Source organism: Carnobacterium sp. FSL E2-0243 (genome assembly GCF_038003605.1).
Taxonomy (GTDB): domain Bacteria; phylum Bacillota; class Bacilli; order Lactobacillales; family Carnobacteriaceae; genus Carnobacterium; species Carnobacterium maltaromaticum.
Genome location: NZ_JBBOPM010000001.1, coordinates 685,263 through 702,458 on the forward strand (window position 1 = coordinate 685,263; position 17,196 = coordinate 702,458).

A 17,196-nucleotide genomic window follows, 5' to 3' on the forward strand; every position below is an offset into this window, starting at 1 on the left:
GGAGGGAGAATTTTTGGAACATTTTATAGATAAATTAGAGAGTAGGAAGTTAGCTGTTCTAAAGTACATCGAGGATAGCTATCAACAAAAGGTTTCAATTTTAAGAATTGAAAAAGAACTGAATATCTCATCATTTGTATTGGCGAGTGTTGTAGAATCTTTAGCTTTGGATTTTGAAACATATGATGTAACTTCTTATTTTCAGATAAAAAAAAGCGACACTGAAATTCAATTAATAACGAATGGTGAAGCAAATTCAAAACTATTAATGCATATTTATATTATGGAATCTCCTGCTTTTAAAATATTGGATCAGATTTTTCACGGAACATTTGTGAATGTGATGGATTTTGCTGAAGCGAATTTTTTAAGTCGTGCAGGTGTTTATAAATGGATCAAAAAATTAAAAGAAGAATTGCGCTCTCATGGAATTCATTTATCATCGAAGTTTCAGCTAGTCGGGAGCGAGCCGAAAATTAGAGGTTATTTCTTCAATATGTATTATTGTTTATTTAATCAAATGGATTATCCATTCTCTAAATTTTTATATAAAGATGCCAGAAAATTGGTGAGAATTGTCATGGAAAATACACCGTCCCCGATAGCTGAAACGATGAAAACAAAGTTATTCTATTTTTTTAGTATTGTTCTTTTTAGACAGAAGCAAAAAAATAAAATGTGTGATAATGATTTAAAGCCTTTAGCATTAGCTAGTAAAAGTCAAAGAGCGAATAAAATGGCTGATGCTATCAAGTCCTTTTTCACGAGTAAGAGTATAAAACCTCTTGAGAGTATTGACAATGAAGTCACTTTTATCATGGCGTTTATTATTTGTGAAAATATCCTGTCTGATGTTCTGCCTGATTTTAGTTCACAGCCTAGAACGAACTATTTAACGACAAAGTTTATAGATGAGTTTCAGCAACATTTTCCTAGGAAATTGACGCTAGAAGATCAGGTTAAATTTCAGAATGAACTAGATATTATTCATTTTAAGGCAGATTATTTTGAAAAAGTGGATTCTATTTTTGATGAGATTGTAAACGTGGTTTTTATTCAAGAAAACTATCCAGAAATTGTTATTTTTTGCGAAAAATTTATTGAAAACTCAAAGAATGTTCAAAAAAGGCAGCTAATTCAAGCAAATAAAAAGTATTTGTTTAATCAATATTTATTTTTAATTGTAACATTTCTACCAGTTTCTTTTTTTATGGATGAAATTACTGTCTGTATTGATTTTTCAAACGGTCTTCATTATAATCGACTAATATCTCAAAATTTAAAAAATTTATCCAATCTCAACTTGAAAATTGAGCACCATCTAACTAAAAAAACAGATTTACTTTTAACGGACTATTTTATTAAAAAAAAGAGCGATAGCCTCAACTATTTAGTTTGGAATGCGCCACCGTCGCCAAAAGATTGGGCAAATGTTGCCAATATATTAATCAAAATTAGAAATGAGAGTGACACGATTGGATAAAAAAGAAACGTATAAATTAACCAATAAATTGTTGCTAATCAGTTGTTTAGTTACTTTTTATCTGTTCTACACAGAAATAGTCCAAGCCGATGAACCCAAGCAGCCAAATGAAACGATTAGTCAATCTTATGACCCTTTAGATCCCGCTATCCTAATTGAACCAGTTTTGATTGAGGAAGACGATGATCTAAATTTAACAATTTCGTTTGAGGATTCAGATGAGCCTGAAGAGTTGGAAAACATTCCAGATGGAACTGAAGAGTACTTAGTTTCTTCTGAAAGAAGAAAAGAGAAGCAAGGAAATCAACCCCTAAATCAGCCAGATGCGATAGTCGTTGGAAATGATAGTGGTGGTTCTGACAAAGACCCAAAAGAAACGAGTTATTTAGCTGAATTGTGTTTTCAATTATCAGGCACAGTTTTATTCGGAACAAGGTATAATGAATGTTAATAAATAGAGAAGGAAGAGTGAAGTAGATGCAAATTGAGGACCATTGGACAGACGTTGTTGTATACCAAGTTGAAATTAAAGTCGGACATAAAGAAGTTCGAACACTTCATAAATTATTGGTTTTTTCGGCGGAATTAACGCTTGATGAAATCAAAGCAAACATTAAGAATAGATTTAATCATGTTTTAGAAATAACCAGATTAGATGAAATTGATGAAGGCTTGTATTTACATGGAAAAACTATAGCTGGATAGGTCATTGAGAAGAGAGCTAAGACTTATAGTGAGGTGGTAAATAGAATGAGTGCGAGTGTAACAGTAGGGGAGAACCGAGTTGGACATGGGGCTAAGGTTCCTTAAAAATTATAAAAGAAACCTTAACCTCATCGACTCTGTTAAGATTGAAGTGTATGGGCAATCAACTCAGCTAATAAATCATAGCCTTTTTCATTTAAATGAAATCCATCTTTTTGTAAAAAATCGACATAATTAGGACTATCTAAAAAAGCAATTTGTAAATCAGCTAATAAAGTCTGATGTTCTTTAGCTAACTCACGAATCGCATTTCCATATGCTAGAATGCGACTATTTGGTCGCTCGTCATGCTGCACAAGTGGATTCGAAAAGCTGGGTGTAATTAATAAGACTTTTTCAGCTCCAACTTTTTCAATCATCGTTAAAATATTATTTTTATACATAGTGAGTGAAATATTTTCAGCCAGTGTAACGTCATTAGATCCGAATAAAATTGTGACTAAATCAGGATCTCTTTTTAAAACATGTTGCTCAAAACGTTCCAATCCACCGTTCGTTGTATCCCCAGGAATCCCAACATTTATGATTTTATCTTCAGGTAAGAAGTCAGCGAGTCTGTCTGTTAAAGCTTTAGATACATAACCATCTAGATAGCCGGCAGTGATGCTATCACCAAATAATACAATTTTTTTCAACATAATTCCTCCGAATCTATTCAATCTGTGGATTTATCTATCTTCTAGTATACTCCATTTATCACTACTAATTCTATCCTAAAATAAATGAATCATTGTGAAGTACGATTATAAAGAAGCTATGATATAATAAGGATATAAGAACCTAGTAGATACAATGGAGGAAAGCAAATGGAGAATAAAGAAAAGCGTAAAGTTAAAAAATGTCGTGAGTCACGGGTTGTTCAAACACATCGCGTATTCCCTTATGATTTAAATCAACATAAAACCTTATTTGGTGGGAAGTTAATGAGTTTAATTGATGATACAGCATCTATCTCAGTCACACGTCATAGTCGAGAAGTTTGTGTGACAGCTTCAACCGACTCATTAGATTTTTTACACCCGATTCATGAAGATCATTCTGTTTGTGTGGAAACTTATGTAACTGGTGTTGGGAAAACATCAATTGAAGTTTTTGCTAAAGTAATGGGAGAAGAATTATTAACAGGAGAACGTTACTTAGCTGCAACAAGTTTTATGACATTTGTCGCTTTACCAACAGAAGAAAAACCTGTTATTTTAGTACCTTTAGTAGAGCCGGAAACACTAGAAGAACGCATGGTGTGTGCTGGCTACGAAAAACGCCGAGGAAAGAGAGTTCAAACTCGGGCATTTAATGAAGAATTTGCTGAAACAGTGACATTAGCTGTTCCATGGATGACCAAAGATTGGAGCGCATTTGCTGATTAAAATGAAAGTAGGGTGATTAGATGTTTGTCAAATGTACCGCAAAAGATGAAGAAGAAATTTTAGCTTATTTAAGTTCAAGACCAGCTTTAAATTTATTTATCATTGGGGATATTGAAACGTATGGATTTGATTCAGAGGACCAAGACATTTGGTGCTACCGCGAGGATGATCATAAAATTAGTGGCGTGCTATTACGCTATAAAAATAATATCATTCCAGCTCATGAAGCTAATTTTTCAGGTTTAGAAGCGTTTATTGCCTGTATTAAAGAACAAAAAAATAGTCGATTTATCTCTGGTCGGAAAGAGGCGCTGGATCAGTATGCAACTGCTTTTCCAGAGTTCAAAAAAGACTTATCTTATTTTGCTGAATGCCAAAAGTTAAGAATGAAATCTTTGCAAACCGATTACGTGACAGATTTAGAAGTAGCCGATATCCCGAAATATATTGCGTTGCAAGAAGCAGCTTTTAATCATTCCGTTGTAACAATTGATGACTTAGAAAAAGAAATTGCTAGTGGCAGTGCTGTTATTAAAGTCATAAAAAATCAACAAGGAGAACTTGTTTCTGGTGGTAAAATTGCAGTTGAAAGTCAATCGTCAGGTATGATTATTGGGATAGCAACACTAGAATCAGCTCGAGGAAACGGATATGGGTCGGCAGTAGTGACCAGTCTTGTAGAACATTGCCATAATCAGAAAAAATCAGCCTGTCTCTTTTTTACAAATCCAGCAGCGGGTAGTATTTATCATCGTTTAGGTTTTGTTGATTTGGACCGCTGGGTTTTAATGCAAGCGAAATAATAAAGAAGGTGGGCGACTAAAATGATGAAAAAAAAGAAAAAAATTATCTTAGGTGGCGGGTCGCCACCACCTAGCTCAGAAATTGTCGCCTATGCAACTGAAGGGTTAAAGCCTACAAGTAAGATTGTTTATTTAACGATTCGCCATGGTGGGGCACTAAAGTATGAAAAACAGATTCGGGAACAATTTTATGCAGCTGGATTTTTTCATGTTCAGACAATTATAGGCAATCGAATTAGTAAGAAAGAACTGCTGAAAGGGATTAAATCAGCGGATTTAATTTTAATTGGTTCTGGAATTACATTGAAATATGCGCGAATATTTGTTAAAGGTCGTGTTAAGGAGGCCTTGATAAAAGCTTATCATCAAGGGGTTCCTTTGATGGGATTTTCAGCCGGCAGTTTGATTATGCCCGAAACGATGCTGATTTCTTATAAAGATAATCCTTTTGGTATTCGAGTGAAAAAAGGGTTAGGACTATTGAAAGATACTGTTATTAGTGCTCATTACTCAAAATGGCGGGAACATCGGATGCTACGTTCAGGACTAAAAAAAGCTGGTGTTTCAGTAGGGTATGGAATTGATGATGATAGCTATTTAGTCTTTGAAGACAACCAACCACGTTATTTTGGCACAATTTATATTGAACATAATCATGAAATCAAAAAGATGGAAGCTTGAGAACTAGCTTCCATCTTTTTTGATTAGTTTAATTTAACGAGAGTTCGACCGCGCATTTTTCCTGCTAGAATTTTTTCTAAAGCCAATGGCAATTCTGTTAAACTAATTTCATTATCAAGCATGCCTTCCAAGTTAGCAGGTTTCATAGTAGTAGCTAATTTGGACCAAAGCTCTTGTCTTAATTGGAAAGGGCAATCAACTGAATCAATTCCTAAAAGTTTGACTCCGCGTAAAATAAATGGAAAAACAGAAGCTGAAAAGTTAATTCCACCAGCATTGCCACTTAAAGCTAAGGCCCCATTGTAATTAATTTGAGCAAATAAGTCAGGCAATAAGTCTCCGCCGACTGGATCAACAACACCTTGCCAACGTTGTTTTGCTAAGGGTTTCTTAGGATCCAATTGAATTTCTGAAAGTGGAGAAACTTGTGATGCTCCAATTGAGAATAAAAAGTCAGATTCAGTTTGTTTTCTTGTGCCAGCCGTAATAGAGGAATAGCCTAATGCTTTCAGTTGGGCAATCGCCATGCTTCCAACTCCGCCAGTTGCTCCTACCACCAAAATATCTCCACCACTAGGGGTCAAACCATTTAATTCCAATTGATGAATAGATAAAGCTGCAGTAAATCCAGCTGTACCAATAATCATCGCTTCTCTTAAACTAAGTCCAGCAGGTAAAGGAACAACCCATTCGCTAGGGACACGAGCAAACTGACTATAGCCACCAAAATGCTGAATACCTAATTTATAGCCAGTCACAAGAACGGGGTCTCCCGCTTTAAACTTTGGGTTCGTGGATTCTTTCACAATCCCACTTAGATCAATGCCAGGAACCATTGGGTACGTACGAACGACTCCACCTTTTGTTTGAAAAGCTAGAGCATCTTTGTAGTTTACACTAGAATAATGGACTTCAATTAAGATATCGCCTTCAGGTAAATCAGCGAAAGTTAATTTTTCTACTGTTGCAGTTGCTAGAGAATCAACTAAATCCACTTGTAGAGCATTAAAAAATTCTGTCATTGTTAGGACTCCAATCGTAAGTTGAAATTTATTTGTCATTATCTATCATAAGCTTAAATACTAAAAAAAGCTAGCAATCAGGAGGCTAGCTTTAACTATATTTTAAAAAAAATCGAGGATCATTTTCTTCTAAATATTGAATCACTGAGAATTTTTCTGCTTGACTATCTACAACAGATTAAAAAAATAGTATAGAAATTTAAATGAAAAACAGGCTAAGTAATGATAAACTTGGCCTGTTTTTCTAGTTGAATTCTATTTTTCTATCCATTTGTAGAACGTTTTGCAAATGTTTGGTAAGGAATCTCACGAGCAAGACACCATTCTCTAACTTCTCCACCAATAATTAAATCAGTTTTTTGCAAATCAGCGATAGTAGTCTTACCAAGTAATGTCAAAATCGTTTGCATTTGTTCTTGCCAACGTTGAATTTCTGTAATAGTTGCTGAAACGCCATTTTCCAAAAGTAAATGCAGAAATAGGCCAGAAATTCCAACCGCTTTGGCACCTAATGATAATGCTTTAATCACATCAAGAGGATTACGAATTCCCCCAGAAGCTAGAAGTTCAATGGATTGACTTAAAGGTTGAGCCTCAAGAAGCGAAATGATACTCGATTGTCCCCAAGTTTCTAAGTAATCTAATTCTCTTGTTTTACGACGCATATTCTCAATCGCCGCAAAGTTTGTTCCACCTCGACCACTAACATCCACAGCTTGAACACCACGCTCAATTAAGAGTTCAATGGTTTCACGACTCATTCCAAAGCCAACTTCTTTGACGATAATAGGGACATCGATTTCCTGCACCATTTTTTCAATTTCAGTCAACCAGTTAGAAAAGTCGCGATCTCCTTCAGGCATAATTAATTCTTGTGGAGCATTGACGTGAATTTGTAAGGCGTTAGCATCTAACATTGCAACAGCTTTTTTACCAGCTTCAACAGAGTTTCCAGTGCCTAAATTAGCAAAAATTAAGCCATTTGGATTGTTGTGACGAATAATTTGAAAGGTATCTGTTAATTCGGGCTGCTTAATTGCGGCACTTTGCGAACCAGTTGCCATAGCTAAGCCAGTTTCCTTAGCTATCAAAGCTAAATCGCCATTAATAATTTTTGTTCGCTCACTGCCACCAGTCATCCCATTAATATAAAAGGGAGAGGTTAAGTTTAAACCTAGAAAACTAGTAGCCAGACTAGTATCTGAAACAGCCATTTCTGGAAATGAATGATGCACAAAACGTAAAGCATCATAGTCAGAAGGCTTAGGTTGGTGAAACATGGATTCAGCCAAGTCGACATGTTGATTCTTACGATTTTCAATAGTCATAACACGTTAACCTCCTAGTTCGGTTTCCTTATCAAAATAAACATGTAAAGGTAAATTGGTAATTTCTTCTTTTTCCCAAGCTGTAATTAGCGGCAACATTCCTTCTTTTTGACGGAAAAGGACAATACCACAATCACCACCACCGGCACCAGAAGATTTCGCTGCTCCGTGATAAGTTTCAGCTAAATCACACAGTTTTTTTAAAGCTGGGGTTTCAATCACGACACCGGTTTTCTTGCTCATACCTAGCAATAATTGACGATTTAAACGGATTTTTTCTTGGATTTCAGGAATATCGTTCTCTTCAAACGCTTGAATTAGTGCTTCGACACACTCTTTACTATCCTGTAAAAAGCGTTGATAAGAAGCTTGATCCATCTCGCGTTGTTTAGTGACTTTATCAACTAAGCTAGAAGTTGAAGCAGGTGAGCCAGTCCAACCGATGACCAAACGCAAATCACGTGGTGGTGTTAAAGGTTGAATCGATAACTCAGGCCAAACTAAAGCGAGTAAAGTCGTCAAGGTTTCGTTTTTAAACTTATCGGCAACCCATTGACGTTCAAAGGTTGTAAAGGCAATCCAGCCGCCATAAACACTAGCCGCAATATCTCCACAAGAACCATTTCCTTGGACAGATAAATGCGCTAAAGCTGCTAATTTGAAGACTTGTTTCTTCGTAACATCTAGTTGGTAATATTTACATAAAGCCTTAACGGTTGCGACAGTTACTGCACCACTAGAGCCAAGACCGTATTTTTTACCGGTGGAATTATCTAATTCACTTGTGACAGAAAGTTCATAGAAAGATAATTCTTTCCCTTGTTCCTGCGCGTACTGTTCAGTTAATTCCATCGCAGCTAAAATATAATGAAAAGGATTCTCTCGTTTATCGAGAACCAGTTGACCGTCTTGTCTGGTCCAAAGAATAGGCAATTCACCATATTGAAACGAGCGAATGCTACCATATTCTTCATTTTGTTCCAAGCTGACCGTAATAAATTGATCAACGGCGACAATAATCGCTGGATGGCCCGCCTCAACGACGGCATATTCACCAGCGATGTACAGTTTTCCAGGTGCTGAAGCTTCAATCATTAGTAAAAATCTCCTTTAGATAGCTGAATTCCAGGACCAGGGTAGGCAGTAATCAACTGAGTTTCTTGAAAAATAGTTGCAAATTTTGCTTTAATTTTTGGTAAATCCGATTTGTGGCAAAGTACTTTAACATTCGGTCCAGCATCCATTGTGAAATAACAAGGAATTCCTTCTTGCCGAAGTTCAGCGACAAATTGCATGGCTTGAATCGAGTCTGGTTCCCAATAAGTAAAAGGTGGGGTTGCACCAAGCATCGTTGCGTGCATTTTCAAGCCATTACTTTCCATGGTTTCCCCAAGTTTTTGAAAATCATGTTCTTTAATCGCTTCTTTAATCGTAATTAAATCTTTGGCTGTACTTTCTAACCAACCGGAATAGAAAGGCGAGGTTGCGACTGTTTGTTTCATGCCATCACGGCTAGAAATAACTTTTTCTTTTTGATTCACAACCACAAAAAGCATCGCTAAATCCCAAGAACTAGCATCATCAATCGGTACCCCATAAGAATCAAGGTCATTAGAGCCCATTTGCCACTCGACAAAGCCTCCGTAGATACTTCTAGTAGCAGAACCAGAGCCACGTCTTGCTAGGCGCGAGAGCGCCTGTGAATCAAGTTCTAAGCCACTTGCTAAACTAGCTGCGCCTGCTAATGCTGCAAAGCCAGAAGCTGAAGAAGCTAAACCAGCAGCTGTCGGTACATAATTGGTACTTTCAATTATAGCTGGCGTTGTAATTCCTGCTTCATGTCGGACTAAATCTAAAAAGCGTGTTGTTTTTTTTGTTTGAGTAGGATTTTGTAAAGTTTGGTTTAAATAAAATTGATCTTCTTTTAACGTTTCATCAAAATGCACAGTTGTTTCAGTGTAAAAAGCATCAAGCGTTAAAGAAAGACTGCTGTTCATAGGTAAAATTAAATCGTCATCTTTTTTTCCCCAGTATTTAATTAATGCAATATTGGTATAAGCACGAGCTTTTCCTGTGTTTGCCAAATTATTTCTCTCCAATCTGATAAATCCATGTAATAGTTGCACCAGCTTCAATTAAAGCCGCTTCAATTTGTTCTGCAGCACTTTTAGTTGTAGCTAAGGCTACAAGACAACCGCCACGTCCGCCACCGGTTAATTTTGCTCCAAGAGCACCCGCTTGATTAGCAGCGGCAACAAGTAAATCAATTTCAGGACTGCTGACAGTTAAATCAACTAAAATTTGCTGAGCTTGATTCATGTAGCCACCTAGTAAAACCGGATTATTTTCTTCAATAGCATGTTTACTTTGTTTAACTAAGTTGCCTAAAGTGACAATTTTGTCACCTATTTCTTGCGGATGACTCTCTAACAAAGCAGCCACATCGGCAACAGCCTTTTTCGTTTGTCCAGTAATGCCTGTATCAGCCACAATTAAGTAGGCTTTTAAATTCAAAGAAATAGGCGCAAAAGGTTGATTTTTCACATAATAAAGAGGAACCGAACCGCTGGTCATTGCAGCGTCTAGCCCACTTGGATTGCCATGAGCAATTTTTTCAGCCTGATTGGTTAACTCTAACAAAACTGAATCTGTTAGAGGCTGTTTAAAGTAAGAAAATAAAGCTCGAATAGTAGCCACTGCAACAGCAGCGCTGGATCCCATACCGCGTTCAGCCGGAACCGTACTAGTAATCGACAGTTTAAATCCTTGCTGAGGTTGTTGTAAAACAGCCAAAGATCCTTTGATTGCTGTTATTAAATTAGTTAATTGTTGTGGTGCTTCTGTCAGTGGACCTTGATAAAAATAACAATCTAGCTCTACGATAGATTGAGCAATTTTCTCTACCTTGGCGTTAATTCGTACGGCAGGAAAAGGGAGTGCAATTGCCGGTTCTCCATAAACCACGGCATGTTCGCCCATTAAAATAATTTTACCAGTGGCAACTCCATAACCAACTGAATCTAACTTTGTCATTTTTTCACTTCGTTTCTTTGGAATAAGGGTGTGCACCAACAAAAGTAACACATCTATGTGAGTAGGTAAGTTGTAACAAATTTTGCTAAATAAGTAAAAAATTGGGAAGCACAATGATAATAATTGTTTCCCAAAGAACTATTTTAGCGAATTATGACCAAATAGTAAATCTAATTCCTTTAAATTTAACACTTTCTTGAGAATTTGTCATAAGATATTCATTTAAATTATAAAAAAAGCCTTTTTAAGTAGAAGGATATGGATGTGTTTGTGCATTTTCTAATCCATTTAAAAGATGAAAAAACTCACATGAAAGCTAGGTAATGTGAGTTTTTTTTGGTACAATAGTTAGGAAGTTGAAATCCTAGGAGGATCTGCCATTTATGAAAGAATCGGCTACCTATCATATTATTGAGCGGGAAGAATGGATGGAGTTTTACCAAAATAGCGTGGCTCCTTTAACAAAGGAAGAATTGGAGCAGCTTAAAGGGTTAAATGACCAGATTTCTTTGCGAGATGTGGAAGATGTCTATATTCCAATTGCTCATTTATTTGATATATACTTAACACAATATGAAGCTTTACAAGAAAAAAAATTGCGCTTTTTAAAAAAAGAAGTCCAAAAGAAACCCTTTATCATCGGGATTGCTGGAAGTGTAGCAGTTGGGAAAAGTACAACTGCTCGTTTGCTACAAATGATGCTGTCTCGTGTTTATAAAGACAAGCAAGTGGAGCTGATTACGACAGATGGTTTCCTCTATCCTAATGCAATCTTAGAAGAACGTGGGATTATGGATAAAAAAGGTTTTCCAGAAAGTTACGATATGGCCCGTTTGATTACGTTCCTTGGTGATGTTAAAAATGGTGCTTCCGCAGTTAAAGCGCCAGTGTATTCCCATGAAGTTTATGACATTGTGGAAGGTGAATACGAAGTTTTAGATCAGCCTGATATTTTAATTGTCGAAGGAATCAACGTCTTACAACTGCCACAAAACGAACAAATTTATGTCAGCGACTTTTTTGATTTTTCGATTTTCGTTGATGCTGATCCAGAGCTGATTGAGCAATGGTATTTAGATCGTTTTGGTGTCTTATTAAAGACCGCCTTTAAAGATCCGACGAACTACTATTATTCATTTGCGATTGGAGACCGTGAAGAAGCCTTTTCGATGGCTAAAAACGTCTGGCGTACAGTCAATCTCACGAACTTAGAAGAATTTATCTTACCAACTCGCAATCGAGCAGATTTAATCATTCATAAAACCGATAATCATCGAATTGACCGGTTATTTTTAAGAAAATATTAGAAAATGCTTGTAAAATGAGGGTCAGATATTGACCAATGGCAAAAGAATCGCTACAATATACCAATAAGTAGGCACGAAAAGACGTGTCTAAATAAATAAGATGGGGTGAGCTGAGTGGCAAATGCTACTGATATGACAACGATTGAAAAAATTATTGTGCTTGATTTTGGAAGTCAATACAACCAGTTAATTACAAGACGCATCCGTGAATTCGGAATTTATTCTGAGCTATTATCTCACAAGATTACAGCTGAAGAAATTAAAGGCATGAACGTGAAAGGAATTATTTTTTCTGGTGGACCAAACAGTGTCTACGACGAAGGAGCATTCCGCGTTGATCCCGCAATTTTCGAATTAGGCGTTCCAATTTTAGGAATCTGTTACGGCATGCAATTAATGACTGACGTATTAGGTGGGAAAGTTGAACCTGCCAATAACCGCGAGTACGGTAAAGCCGAAATCGTTATCGAAGATGCTTCCGCACCATTATTTGCTGGCTTAGAAAAAGAAGAAACAGTTTGGATGAGTCATGGTGACTTAGTTACTGAAGTTCCAGCTGGATTTACGATTTCAGCAACGAGCGCACATTGTCCAATCGCTTCCATGTATAATAACGAATTAAATTTCCACGCTGTTCAATTCCATCCAGAAGTACGTCATTCTGTTCATGGCAATGAAATCTTGAAAAACTTTGCATTCAACGTTTGTGGCGCTGCAGGTAACTGGTCAATCGCGAACTTTATTGACCTAGAAATCGCAAAAATCCGCAACACAGTTGGCGATAAAAAAGTTTTATTAGCTTTATCAGGTGGAGTGGATTCAAGTGTTGTCGGCGTGCTTTTACAAAAAGCTATTGGCGATCAATTAACATGTATCTTTGTTGATCATGGTTTGCTACGTAAAAACGAAGGCGATCAAGTAATGGAAAGCCTATCAGGCAAATTTGGCCTAAACATTATTCGTGTTGATGCGAAGAAACGTTTCATGGACAAATTAGCTGGTGTTAGCGATCCAGAACAAAAACGTAAAATCATTGGAAACGAATTTGTATATGTTTTCGATGACGAAGCAACTAAATTAAAAGGTATTGATTTCTTAGCTCAAGGAACTCTATATACAGACGTGATTGAAAGTGGAACAGATACTGCTCAAACAATCAAATCACATCATAATGTAGGTGGCCTTCCTGAGGACATGCAATTTAAATTAATCGAGCCTTTAAATACATTATTTAAAGATGAAGTTCGTGCTTTAGGGACAGAATTAGGCATGCCAGACGCACTTGTATGGCGCCAACCATTCCCAGGACCAGGTTTAGGTATTCGTGTCCTTGGTGAATTAACCGAAGAAAAACTTGAAATTGTTCGTGAAAGTGACGCTATTTTACGTGAAGAGATTGCAAGTGCAGGTCTTGATCGTGATGTATGGCAATACTTTACCGTTTTACCAGGCATCCGCAGTGTTGGAGTAATGGGTGACGGCAGAACCTATGATTATACAGTTGGTATCCGTGCTGTAACCTCAATTGATGGTATGACTTCAGATTTTGCCCGCATTCCATGGGATGTTCTGCAAAAGATTTCAGTCCGTATCGTGAATGAAGTGAGTCACGTAAACCGTATTGTTTATGATATTACAAGTAAACCACCAGCTACGATTGAGTGGGAATAGATTAAATATAAAGCCTAGATGTTGTTAAATCAGCTTTTCTAGGCTTTTATTTTTATATTGGTAACCATTTTGGTAACCATCTATAATTATTCAAATAATAAAGGAGTGTTTTTATTGATTTTTATTTCTCATAATTCTAAAGATAAGCCTATAGTTGAACAACTGGCCGTAAGACTAAGTGATGTATATGGACAAGAGAATGTATTTTATGACTCATGGTCTATTCAACCAGGAGAAGGAATAATAGATAAAATGAATCAAGGTTTACAAAAGTGTAAATTCTTCTTTTTCTTTGTTTCCAAAAATAGCCTTGCTAGCAAAATGGTCACTATGGAATGGCAAAACGCTATCATGCTTTCCGCACAAGATGATGTTAAATTAATTCCCATCAGACTTGATGGTTCGATAATGCCTGCAATACTAACACAAACACTTTTTTTAGATTTATTTACAAACGGTCTAGAAACTACTTTGAAACAAGCTGTAGATGTAATCGAAGGTAGAAATACTTATACTAGAGAAAATTCAGATTTTTCAAATTTAGTTGCACGTGTAAATCCAACAACTGACAAAATAACTATTGATATAGTTGCTAAACATTTTATGGAACCTAAATCTATTTTTATCATTGCTTTATCAAATAACAACAATGAAGCTAATGTTCATCTAAGAGCACCTGGCATGTCTCAAACAGGATATCACGAAAATGTGTTTGATATACCTAATACAGTCTGTAATGGTTGGTATATTGGAGTTTCTGAAGCTACTGTCCCAAACTTTCCTTTCGGTATTGATATTGATAAAATATCTAGCGCTGAATTAAAACTGGTTGGGGTTTTTCACGCAGTAGGAGAAAATCAATGGCAACCGTTACCTATTGAATATATTTAAATAAAAATATACTTAAACAGCCAATAAATTTAATTTTTCTATTGGCTGTTTTTAATATACTGTGTCACTTTATCATTATTTTTTATATGCTTGATTTCCATTCCATTTTATTAATGATTCGTTAGATGTTTTAATCTTAATAATATTTTTCAGATTATCAGCAACTTCTCTATCAATAGTTGGATATAGATGTGAATACGTTCCTAATGTTATTTGTATATCAGAATGTCCAAGTCTTTTTTGAACTGCTAAAGGATTAGCATTCAACTCATTAATTAACAAACTAGCGTGGCTATGCCTTAAACCTTTCGGCTGTATTTCCTTCACCTTTGCCAATTTAGCATGCCTTCTTACAATCCTGTTTATTGTTGATTTCCCTAACGGTGCACCCGTATAAGAAATAACAAAATCATATTTCCCTATAAATTCTTGATGTTTTTTCCATTCTTTTAAAACAGATATGGTATCTTCATCTAGTGAAATTATCCTACGACCTGCTTCTGTTTTCATTTTTGTTTTTCTCGTCCAAATATCGCTATTAGTAAAATCTAAATTATGATAAACTCTAATTTGAGCATTTTCTAAATCAATATCACTCCAATATAATGCAGTCAACTCGTTCACTCTTAGACCTGTCATGTAATAGAGGAAAATCATAGAAAATGACATATGCTCGTAAAAATCATTTAAATTAAACGTTTCAATTACCTTTTCAAATTCTTTTTTTGTCCAAAAATCAACTTCTGGCTTCTTTTTTGGTATTCCTTCCACAATTTCAACTAAATTTTCTTTTATCAATCCATGCTTTTTCGCATGTTTTAAAGACCGTGAAAACATTCCAAATTTCAAACGTGCATAATTTTGTGAATGCCTTTCAAGAAGCTTATTTTTGTAATCTAAAATATCTAATGTCGTAATATCTCTAGGTTTCTTTTTTCCAAAAACTTCTTTTAATTCAAGTAAGACACCTTCCCTAGATTTCCACGTAGAAGGCTCCACACCGTTTCTATACTCTGGTATATAGTATTTATCCATGAACTGTTCATAAAGCATATGAGCATTCGTTAATGCGCCTAAATCATGCTTTTTTTTTCAATGCTGATGTTCTTGCTTCATGGGCTTCGCTTGCTGTTCTAAATCCTCTACGATGTTCAGTGATTGCTTTTCCTGTCGCTCTATCGGTTCCTAACTTTACCCTATAACCAAATGTTTTATTACTTAAATTTTGATATACACCTGTATATTTTGTTTTTCTAATTTGTTCTTTTTTACTCATTTAAATTTCCAATTTTCACGCCAATAATTTCTTCAACTTGTTGTCTAGGCACTACACCTAACCTTTTGTTTAAATAAAGTGTTTTTCCTTCTGTTACAAGCATTACCTTTGCTTGTCTTATAATCGATTGAGCTGTAGACTATGGATAACCTAACGCTATCAAATCATCCTTAGTTACTGTAGTCATACATAAGTACCCCACTTTCTTATTAATTATCTGTATTATTTTGAACTACTAGTTTTCTTTAACAATAATACTCTCTGGTTCATTCAATATTCTTTTTAAACATACTTTTTGTCTATCTGAAAGTTCATCTAAAGTTTTCTTCTCAAGGATTAATGCCCACCAAATAGTCGATTCTATAGAACAATTCGGACATGTTCTAGGGCTTATCATTTTAAACTCATACATTTTAGGTGGATAATCCCAACCTAAATCAAATGCAACTTGAGGGTTATCAAATATTTCCGTTCTATCACAATTCTCACAAATATATTTAAGTTTCATCTAAAAATCCCCTACTCCTTTTTCAACGCTAATCTTCTAATATTTTTTTGCAAAAATCTACTAAACTTACTTTTTGTGGTACATCATAACAATATTCAATGTTTTGAATTGCTAATCTAAACCCATCACTTAAATCTACTTCACTAATATCTTTTGCCAATTTGTTATACTTAGCCTTAGAAGCTTTTCCCAACTGAGAAAATAATTCTGGTGATTTATCTTTAACAAACAAAAAAATTTGTTCTTGTGTTGATAAATCTTGAACTGCATAATTTCTTTTAGTAATTTTCGTTTCTTGCAACACATGAAAATCATTTCTAATTTGCTTTTCAATAAACTTTGAACCATTCAACTGAAACTCCATTCTCCAATAACAATCAAAACTTCCATAGTAAAATTTGTCGTAATCAGTTCCTTTTTTCTTTCTCTCTTTGTACTTATCATAAATACGGATTTGATACTCACTCTTTGGTGAACCCCAATAAATTGTTTCAACTTTATTATCCTTACCAAAATATACTCGCCTACTAATCGCCTTATCAATTACATAATTTGATAAATCTCTTTCAAAATCAAAGGCTATATCTATTCGAGATATAGATACATTATTTAGGTTAGGTATAACAAATCTTTCTATAAACTCCATTTGTTCATGTCTAGATAACCTCGGATTAAATTCTAACCGAAAATCTCTAATTCCCATTTTACGAGCTTTTTCTAAATCATGTTCAATAAAAAAGTTTCCTTCACTATTAGCAAACAATTGACCTTTAAAAAAATTCGAATGATAATAATTAATTTCAGAATCGTAATCCAATAAAATACTTTCTAACTGATCCGTTAAATTACCAACAATCGTCAATCTATCAATGTAACAACCAAGATAACCAAATTTTACTATGTAATCTGAAAGTTGCACTGAATTTTCTTCAACTTTAACTTTGAGGTTCGAATTATGATACTCTAACTGGCTGTTAGAATGAGCCAGTTCTTTTTCTTCACTCAATTTCATTCCCCCAAACTATTAGTTTAAAACTCACTGTGTTCGTTACACTACTAAA

At 35.3% G+C, this 17,196-nt stretch carries 19 protein-coding genes and 1 pseudogene; 9 read left to right on the forward strand and 11 right to left on the reverse strand.

The genetic code is table 11. The features are described 5' to 3' along the window. Positions 1-13: 13 nt before the first annotated feature. Genes MHI00_RS03090 through MHI00_RS03100 form a run of 3 tightly spaced genes read left to right on the forward strand, consistent with a single transcriptional unit; the run spans position 14 to position 2,188 of the window. Positions 14-1,483, forward strand: a complete 1,470-nt coding sequence (locus MHI00_RS03090; protein ID WP_015077371.1) for a helix-turn-helix domain-containing protein — start codon at positions 14-16, stop codon at positions 1,481-1,483. Further along, positions 1,467-1,934, forward strand: coding sequence for a hypothetical protein (locus MHI00_RS03095; protein WP_317912474.1), 468 nt, complete (start codon positions 1,467-1,469; stop codon positions 1,932-1,934). Before MHI00_RS03090 ends, MHI00_RS03095 begins: the two co-directional genes overlap by 17 nt. 26 nt (positions 1,935-1,960) lie before the next feature. After that, a complete protein-coding gene (locus MHI00_RS03100; protein WP_010051280.1) occupies positions 1,961-2,188 on the forward strand; it encodes a hypothetical protein in 228 nt (75 codons plus the stop codon). Positions 2,189-2,328: 140 nt separating this feature from the next. Here MHI00_RS03100 and MHI00_RS03105 read toward each other — a convergent pair whose 3' ends face one another. Next, entirely contained in the window at positions 2,329-2,886 is a 558-nt protein-coding gene (locus MHI00_RS03105; RefSeq protein WP_057001398.1) for an SGNH/GDSL hydrolase family protein, read from the reverse strand. A 168-nt stretch (positions 2,887-3,054) separates the two neighbouring features. Between MHI00_RS03105 and MHI00_RS03110 the strand changes: the two genes are divergently transcribed. Genes MHI00_RS03110 through MHI00_RS03120 form a run of 3 tightly spaced genes read left to right on the forward strand, consistent with a single transcriptional unit; the run spans position 3,055 to position 5,099 of the window. Further along, the gene (locus MHI00_RS03110; protein ID WP_010051282.1) at positions 3,055-3,615 is read left to right on the forward strand and encodes an acyl-CoA thioesterase; all 561 of its coding nucleotides are present in this window, start codon (positions 3,055-3,057) and stop codon (positions 3,613-3,615) included. Positions 3,616-3,635: 20 nt separating this feature from the next. Beyond that, positions 3,636-4,418 (forward strand): GNAT family N-acetyltransferase, encoded by a 783-nt coding sequence (locus MHI00_RS03115; protein WP_056999392.1) that lies wholly within the window; start codon positions 3,636-3,638, stop codon positions 4,416-4,418. Between the two features lie 21 nt (positions 4,419-4,439). Beyond that, positions 4,440-5,099, forward strand: a complete 660-nt coding sequence (locus MHI00_RS03120; protein WP_051926737.1) for a Type 1 glutamine amidotransferase-like domain-containing protein — start codon at positions 4,440-4,442, stop codon at positions 5,097-5,099. 23 nt (positions 5,100-5,122) lie between these two features. Here the strand turns inward: MHI00_RS03120 and MHI00_RS03125 are convergent, their stop codons facing one another. The 5 genes from MHI00_RS03125 to mvk all read right to left on the reverse strand — a co-directional run bounded on the left by MHI00_RS03125 (position 5,123) and on the right by mvk (position 10,482). Continuing rightward, entirely contained in the window at positions 5,123-6,121 is a 999-nt protein-coding gene (locus MHI00_RS03125; RefSeq protein ID WP_341111017.1) for an oxidoreductase, read from the reverse strand. Positions 6,122-6,384: 263 nt separating this feature from the next. Continuing rightward, the gene (fni, locus tag MHI00_RS03130; RefSeq protein ID WP_229251721.1) at positions 6,385-7,449 is read right to left on the reverse strand and encodes a type 2 isopentenyl-diphosphate Delta-isomerase; all 1,065 of its coding nucleotides are present in this window, start codon (positions 7,447-7,449) and stop codon (positions 6,385-6,387) included. 6 nt (positions 7,450-7,455) lie between these two features. After that, positions 7,456-8,544, reverse strand: coding sequence for a phosphomevalonate kinase (locus tag MHI00_RS03135; RefSeq protein ID WP_010051294.1), 1,089 nt, complete (start codon positions 8,542-8,544; stop codon positions 7,456-7,458). Continuing rightward, on the reverse strand, positions 8,544-9,533 hold the full coding sequence (gene mvaD / locus MHI00_RS03140; RefSeq protein WP_101702413.1) for a diphosphomevalonate decarboxylase: 990 nt from the start codon (positions 9,531-9,533) through the stop codon (positions 8,544-8,546). Before mvaD ends, MHI00_RS03135 begins: the two co-directional genes overlap by 1 nt. Before the next feature lies 1 nt (position 9,534). Further along, positions 9,535-10,482 carry a mevalonate kinase gene (mvk, locus tag MHI00_RS03145; RefSeq protein WP_341111023.1) on the reverse strand — a complete coding sequence of 316 codons (948 nt, stop codon included), beginning with the start codon at positions 10,480-10,482 and terminating at the stop codon, positions 9,535-9,537. Between the two features lie 383 nt (positions 10,483-10,865). On the opposite strand from mvk, the gene coaA reads away from it, so the two are divergent. The 3 genes from coaA to MHI00_RS03160 all read left to right on the forward strand — a co-directional run bounded on the left by coaA (position 10,866) and on the right by MHI00_RS03160 (position 14,351). After that, on the forward strand, positions 10,866-11,789 hold the full coding sequence (gene coaA / locus MHI00_RS03150; RefSeq protein ID WP_015077363.1) for a type I pantothenate kinase: 924 nt from the start codon (positions 10,866-10,868) through the stop codon (positions 11,787-11,789). 132 nt (positions 11,790-11,921) lie between these two features. Continuing rightward, complete coding sequence (gene guaA / locus MHI00_RS03155) at positions 11,922-13,460, forward strand: glutamine-hydrolyzing GMP synthase (RefSeq protein ID WP_179206359.1); 1,539 nt, start codon at positions 11,922-11,924, stop codon at positions 13,458-13,460. A gap of 114 nt (positions 13,461-13,574) precedes the next feature. Further along, entirely contained in the window at positions 13,575-14,351 is a 777-nt protein-coding gene (locus MHI00_RS03160) for a toll/interleukin-1 receptor domain-containing protein (RefSeq protein ID WP_341111026.1), read from the forward strand. 75 nt (positions 14,352-14,426) lie between these two features. Here MHI00_RS03160 and MHI00_RS03165 read toward each other — a convergent pair whose 3' ends face one another. The 5 genes and pseudogenes from MHI00_RS03165 to MHI00_RS03185 all read right to left on the reverse strand — a co-directional run bounded on the left by MHI00_RS03165 (position 14,427) and on the right by MHI00_RS03185 (position 17,141). Further along, positions 14,427-15,404 (reverse strand): tyrosine-type recombinase/integrase, encoded by a 978-nt coding sequence (locus MHI00_RS03165; protein ID WP_341111028.1) that lies wholly within the window; start codon positions 15,402-15,404, stop codon positions 14,427-14,429. A gap of 25 nt (positions 15,405-15,429) precedes the next feature. Continuing rightward, complete coding sequence (locus MHI00_RS03170) at positions 15,430-15,627, reverse strand: Arm DNA-binding domain-containing protein (protein ID WP_341111029.1); 198 nt, start codon at positions 15,625-15,627, stop codon at positions 15,430-15,432. Then, positions 15,620-15,754 (reverse strand): annotated as a pseudogene (locus MHI00_RS03175) (DUF3173 family protein); the annotation flags it as partial. The gene MHI00_RS03170 and the pseudogene MHI00_RS03175, both read right to left, overlap by 8 nt. A gap of 108 nt (positions 15,755-15,862) precedes the next feature. Next, positions 15,863-16,135 carry a hypothetical protein gene (locus tag MHI00_RS03180; RefSeq protein WP_341111030.1) on the reverse strand — a complete coding sequence of 91 codons (273 nt, stop codon included), beginning with the start codon at positions 16,133-16,135 and terminating at the stop codon, positions 15,863-15,865. Between the two features lie 28 nt (positions 16,136-16,163). After that, a complete protein-coding gene (locus MHI00_RS03185; protein WP_341111032.1) occupies positions 16,164-17,141 on the reverse strand; it encodes a phage/plasmid replication domain-containing protein in 978 nt (325 codons plus the stop codon). Positions 17,142-17,196 lie beyond the last annotated feature (55 nt).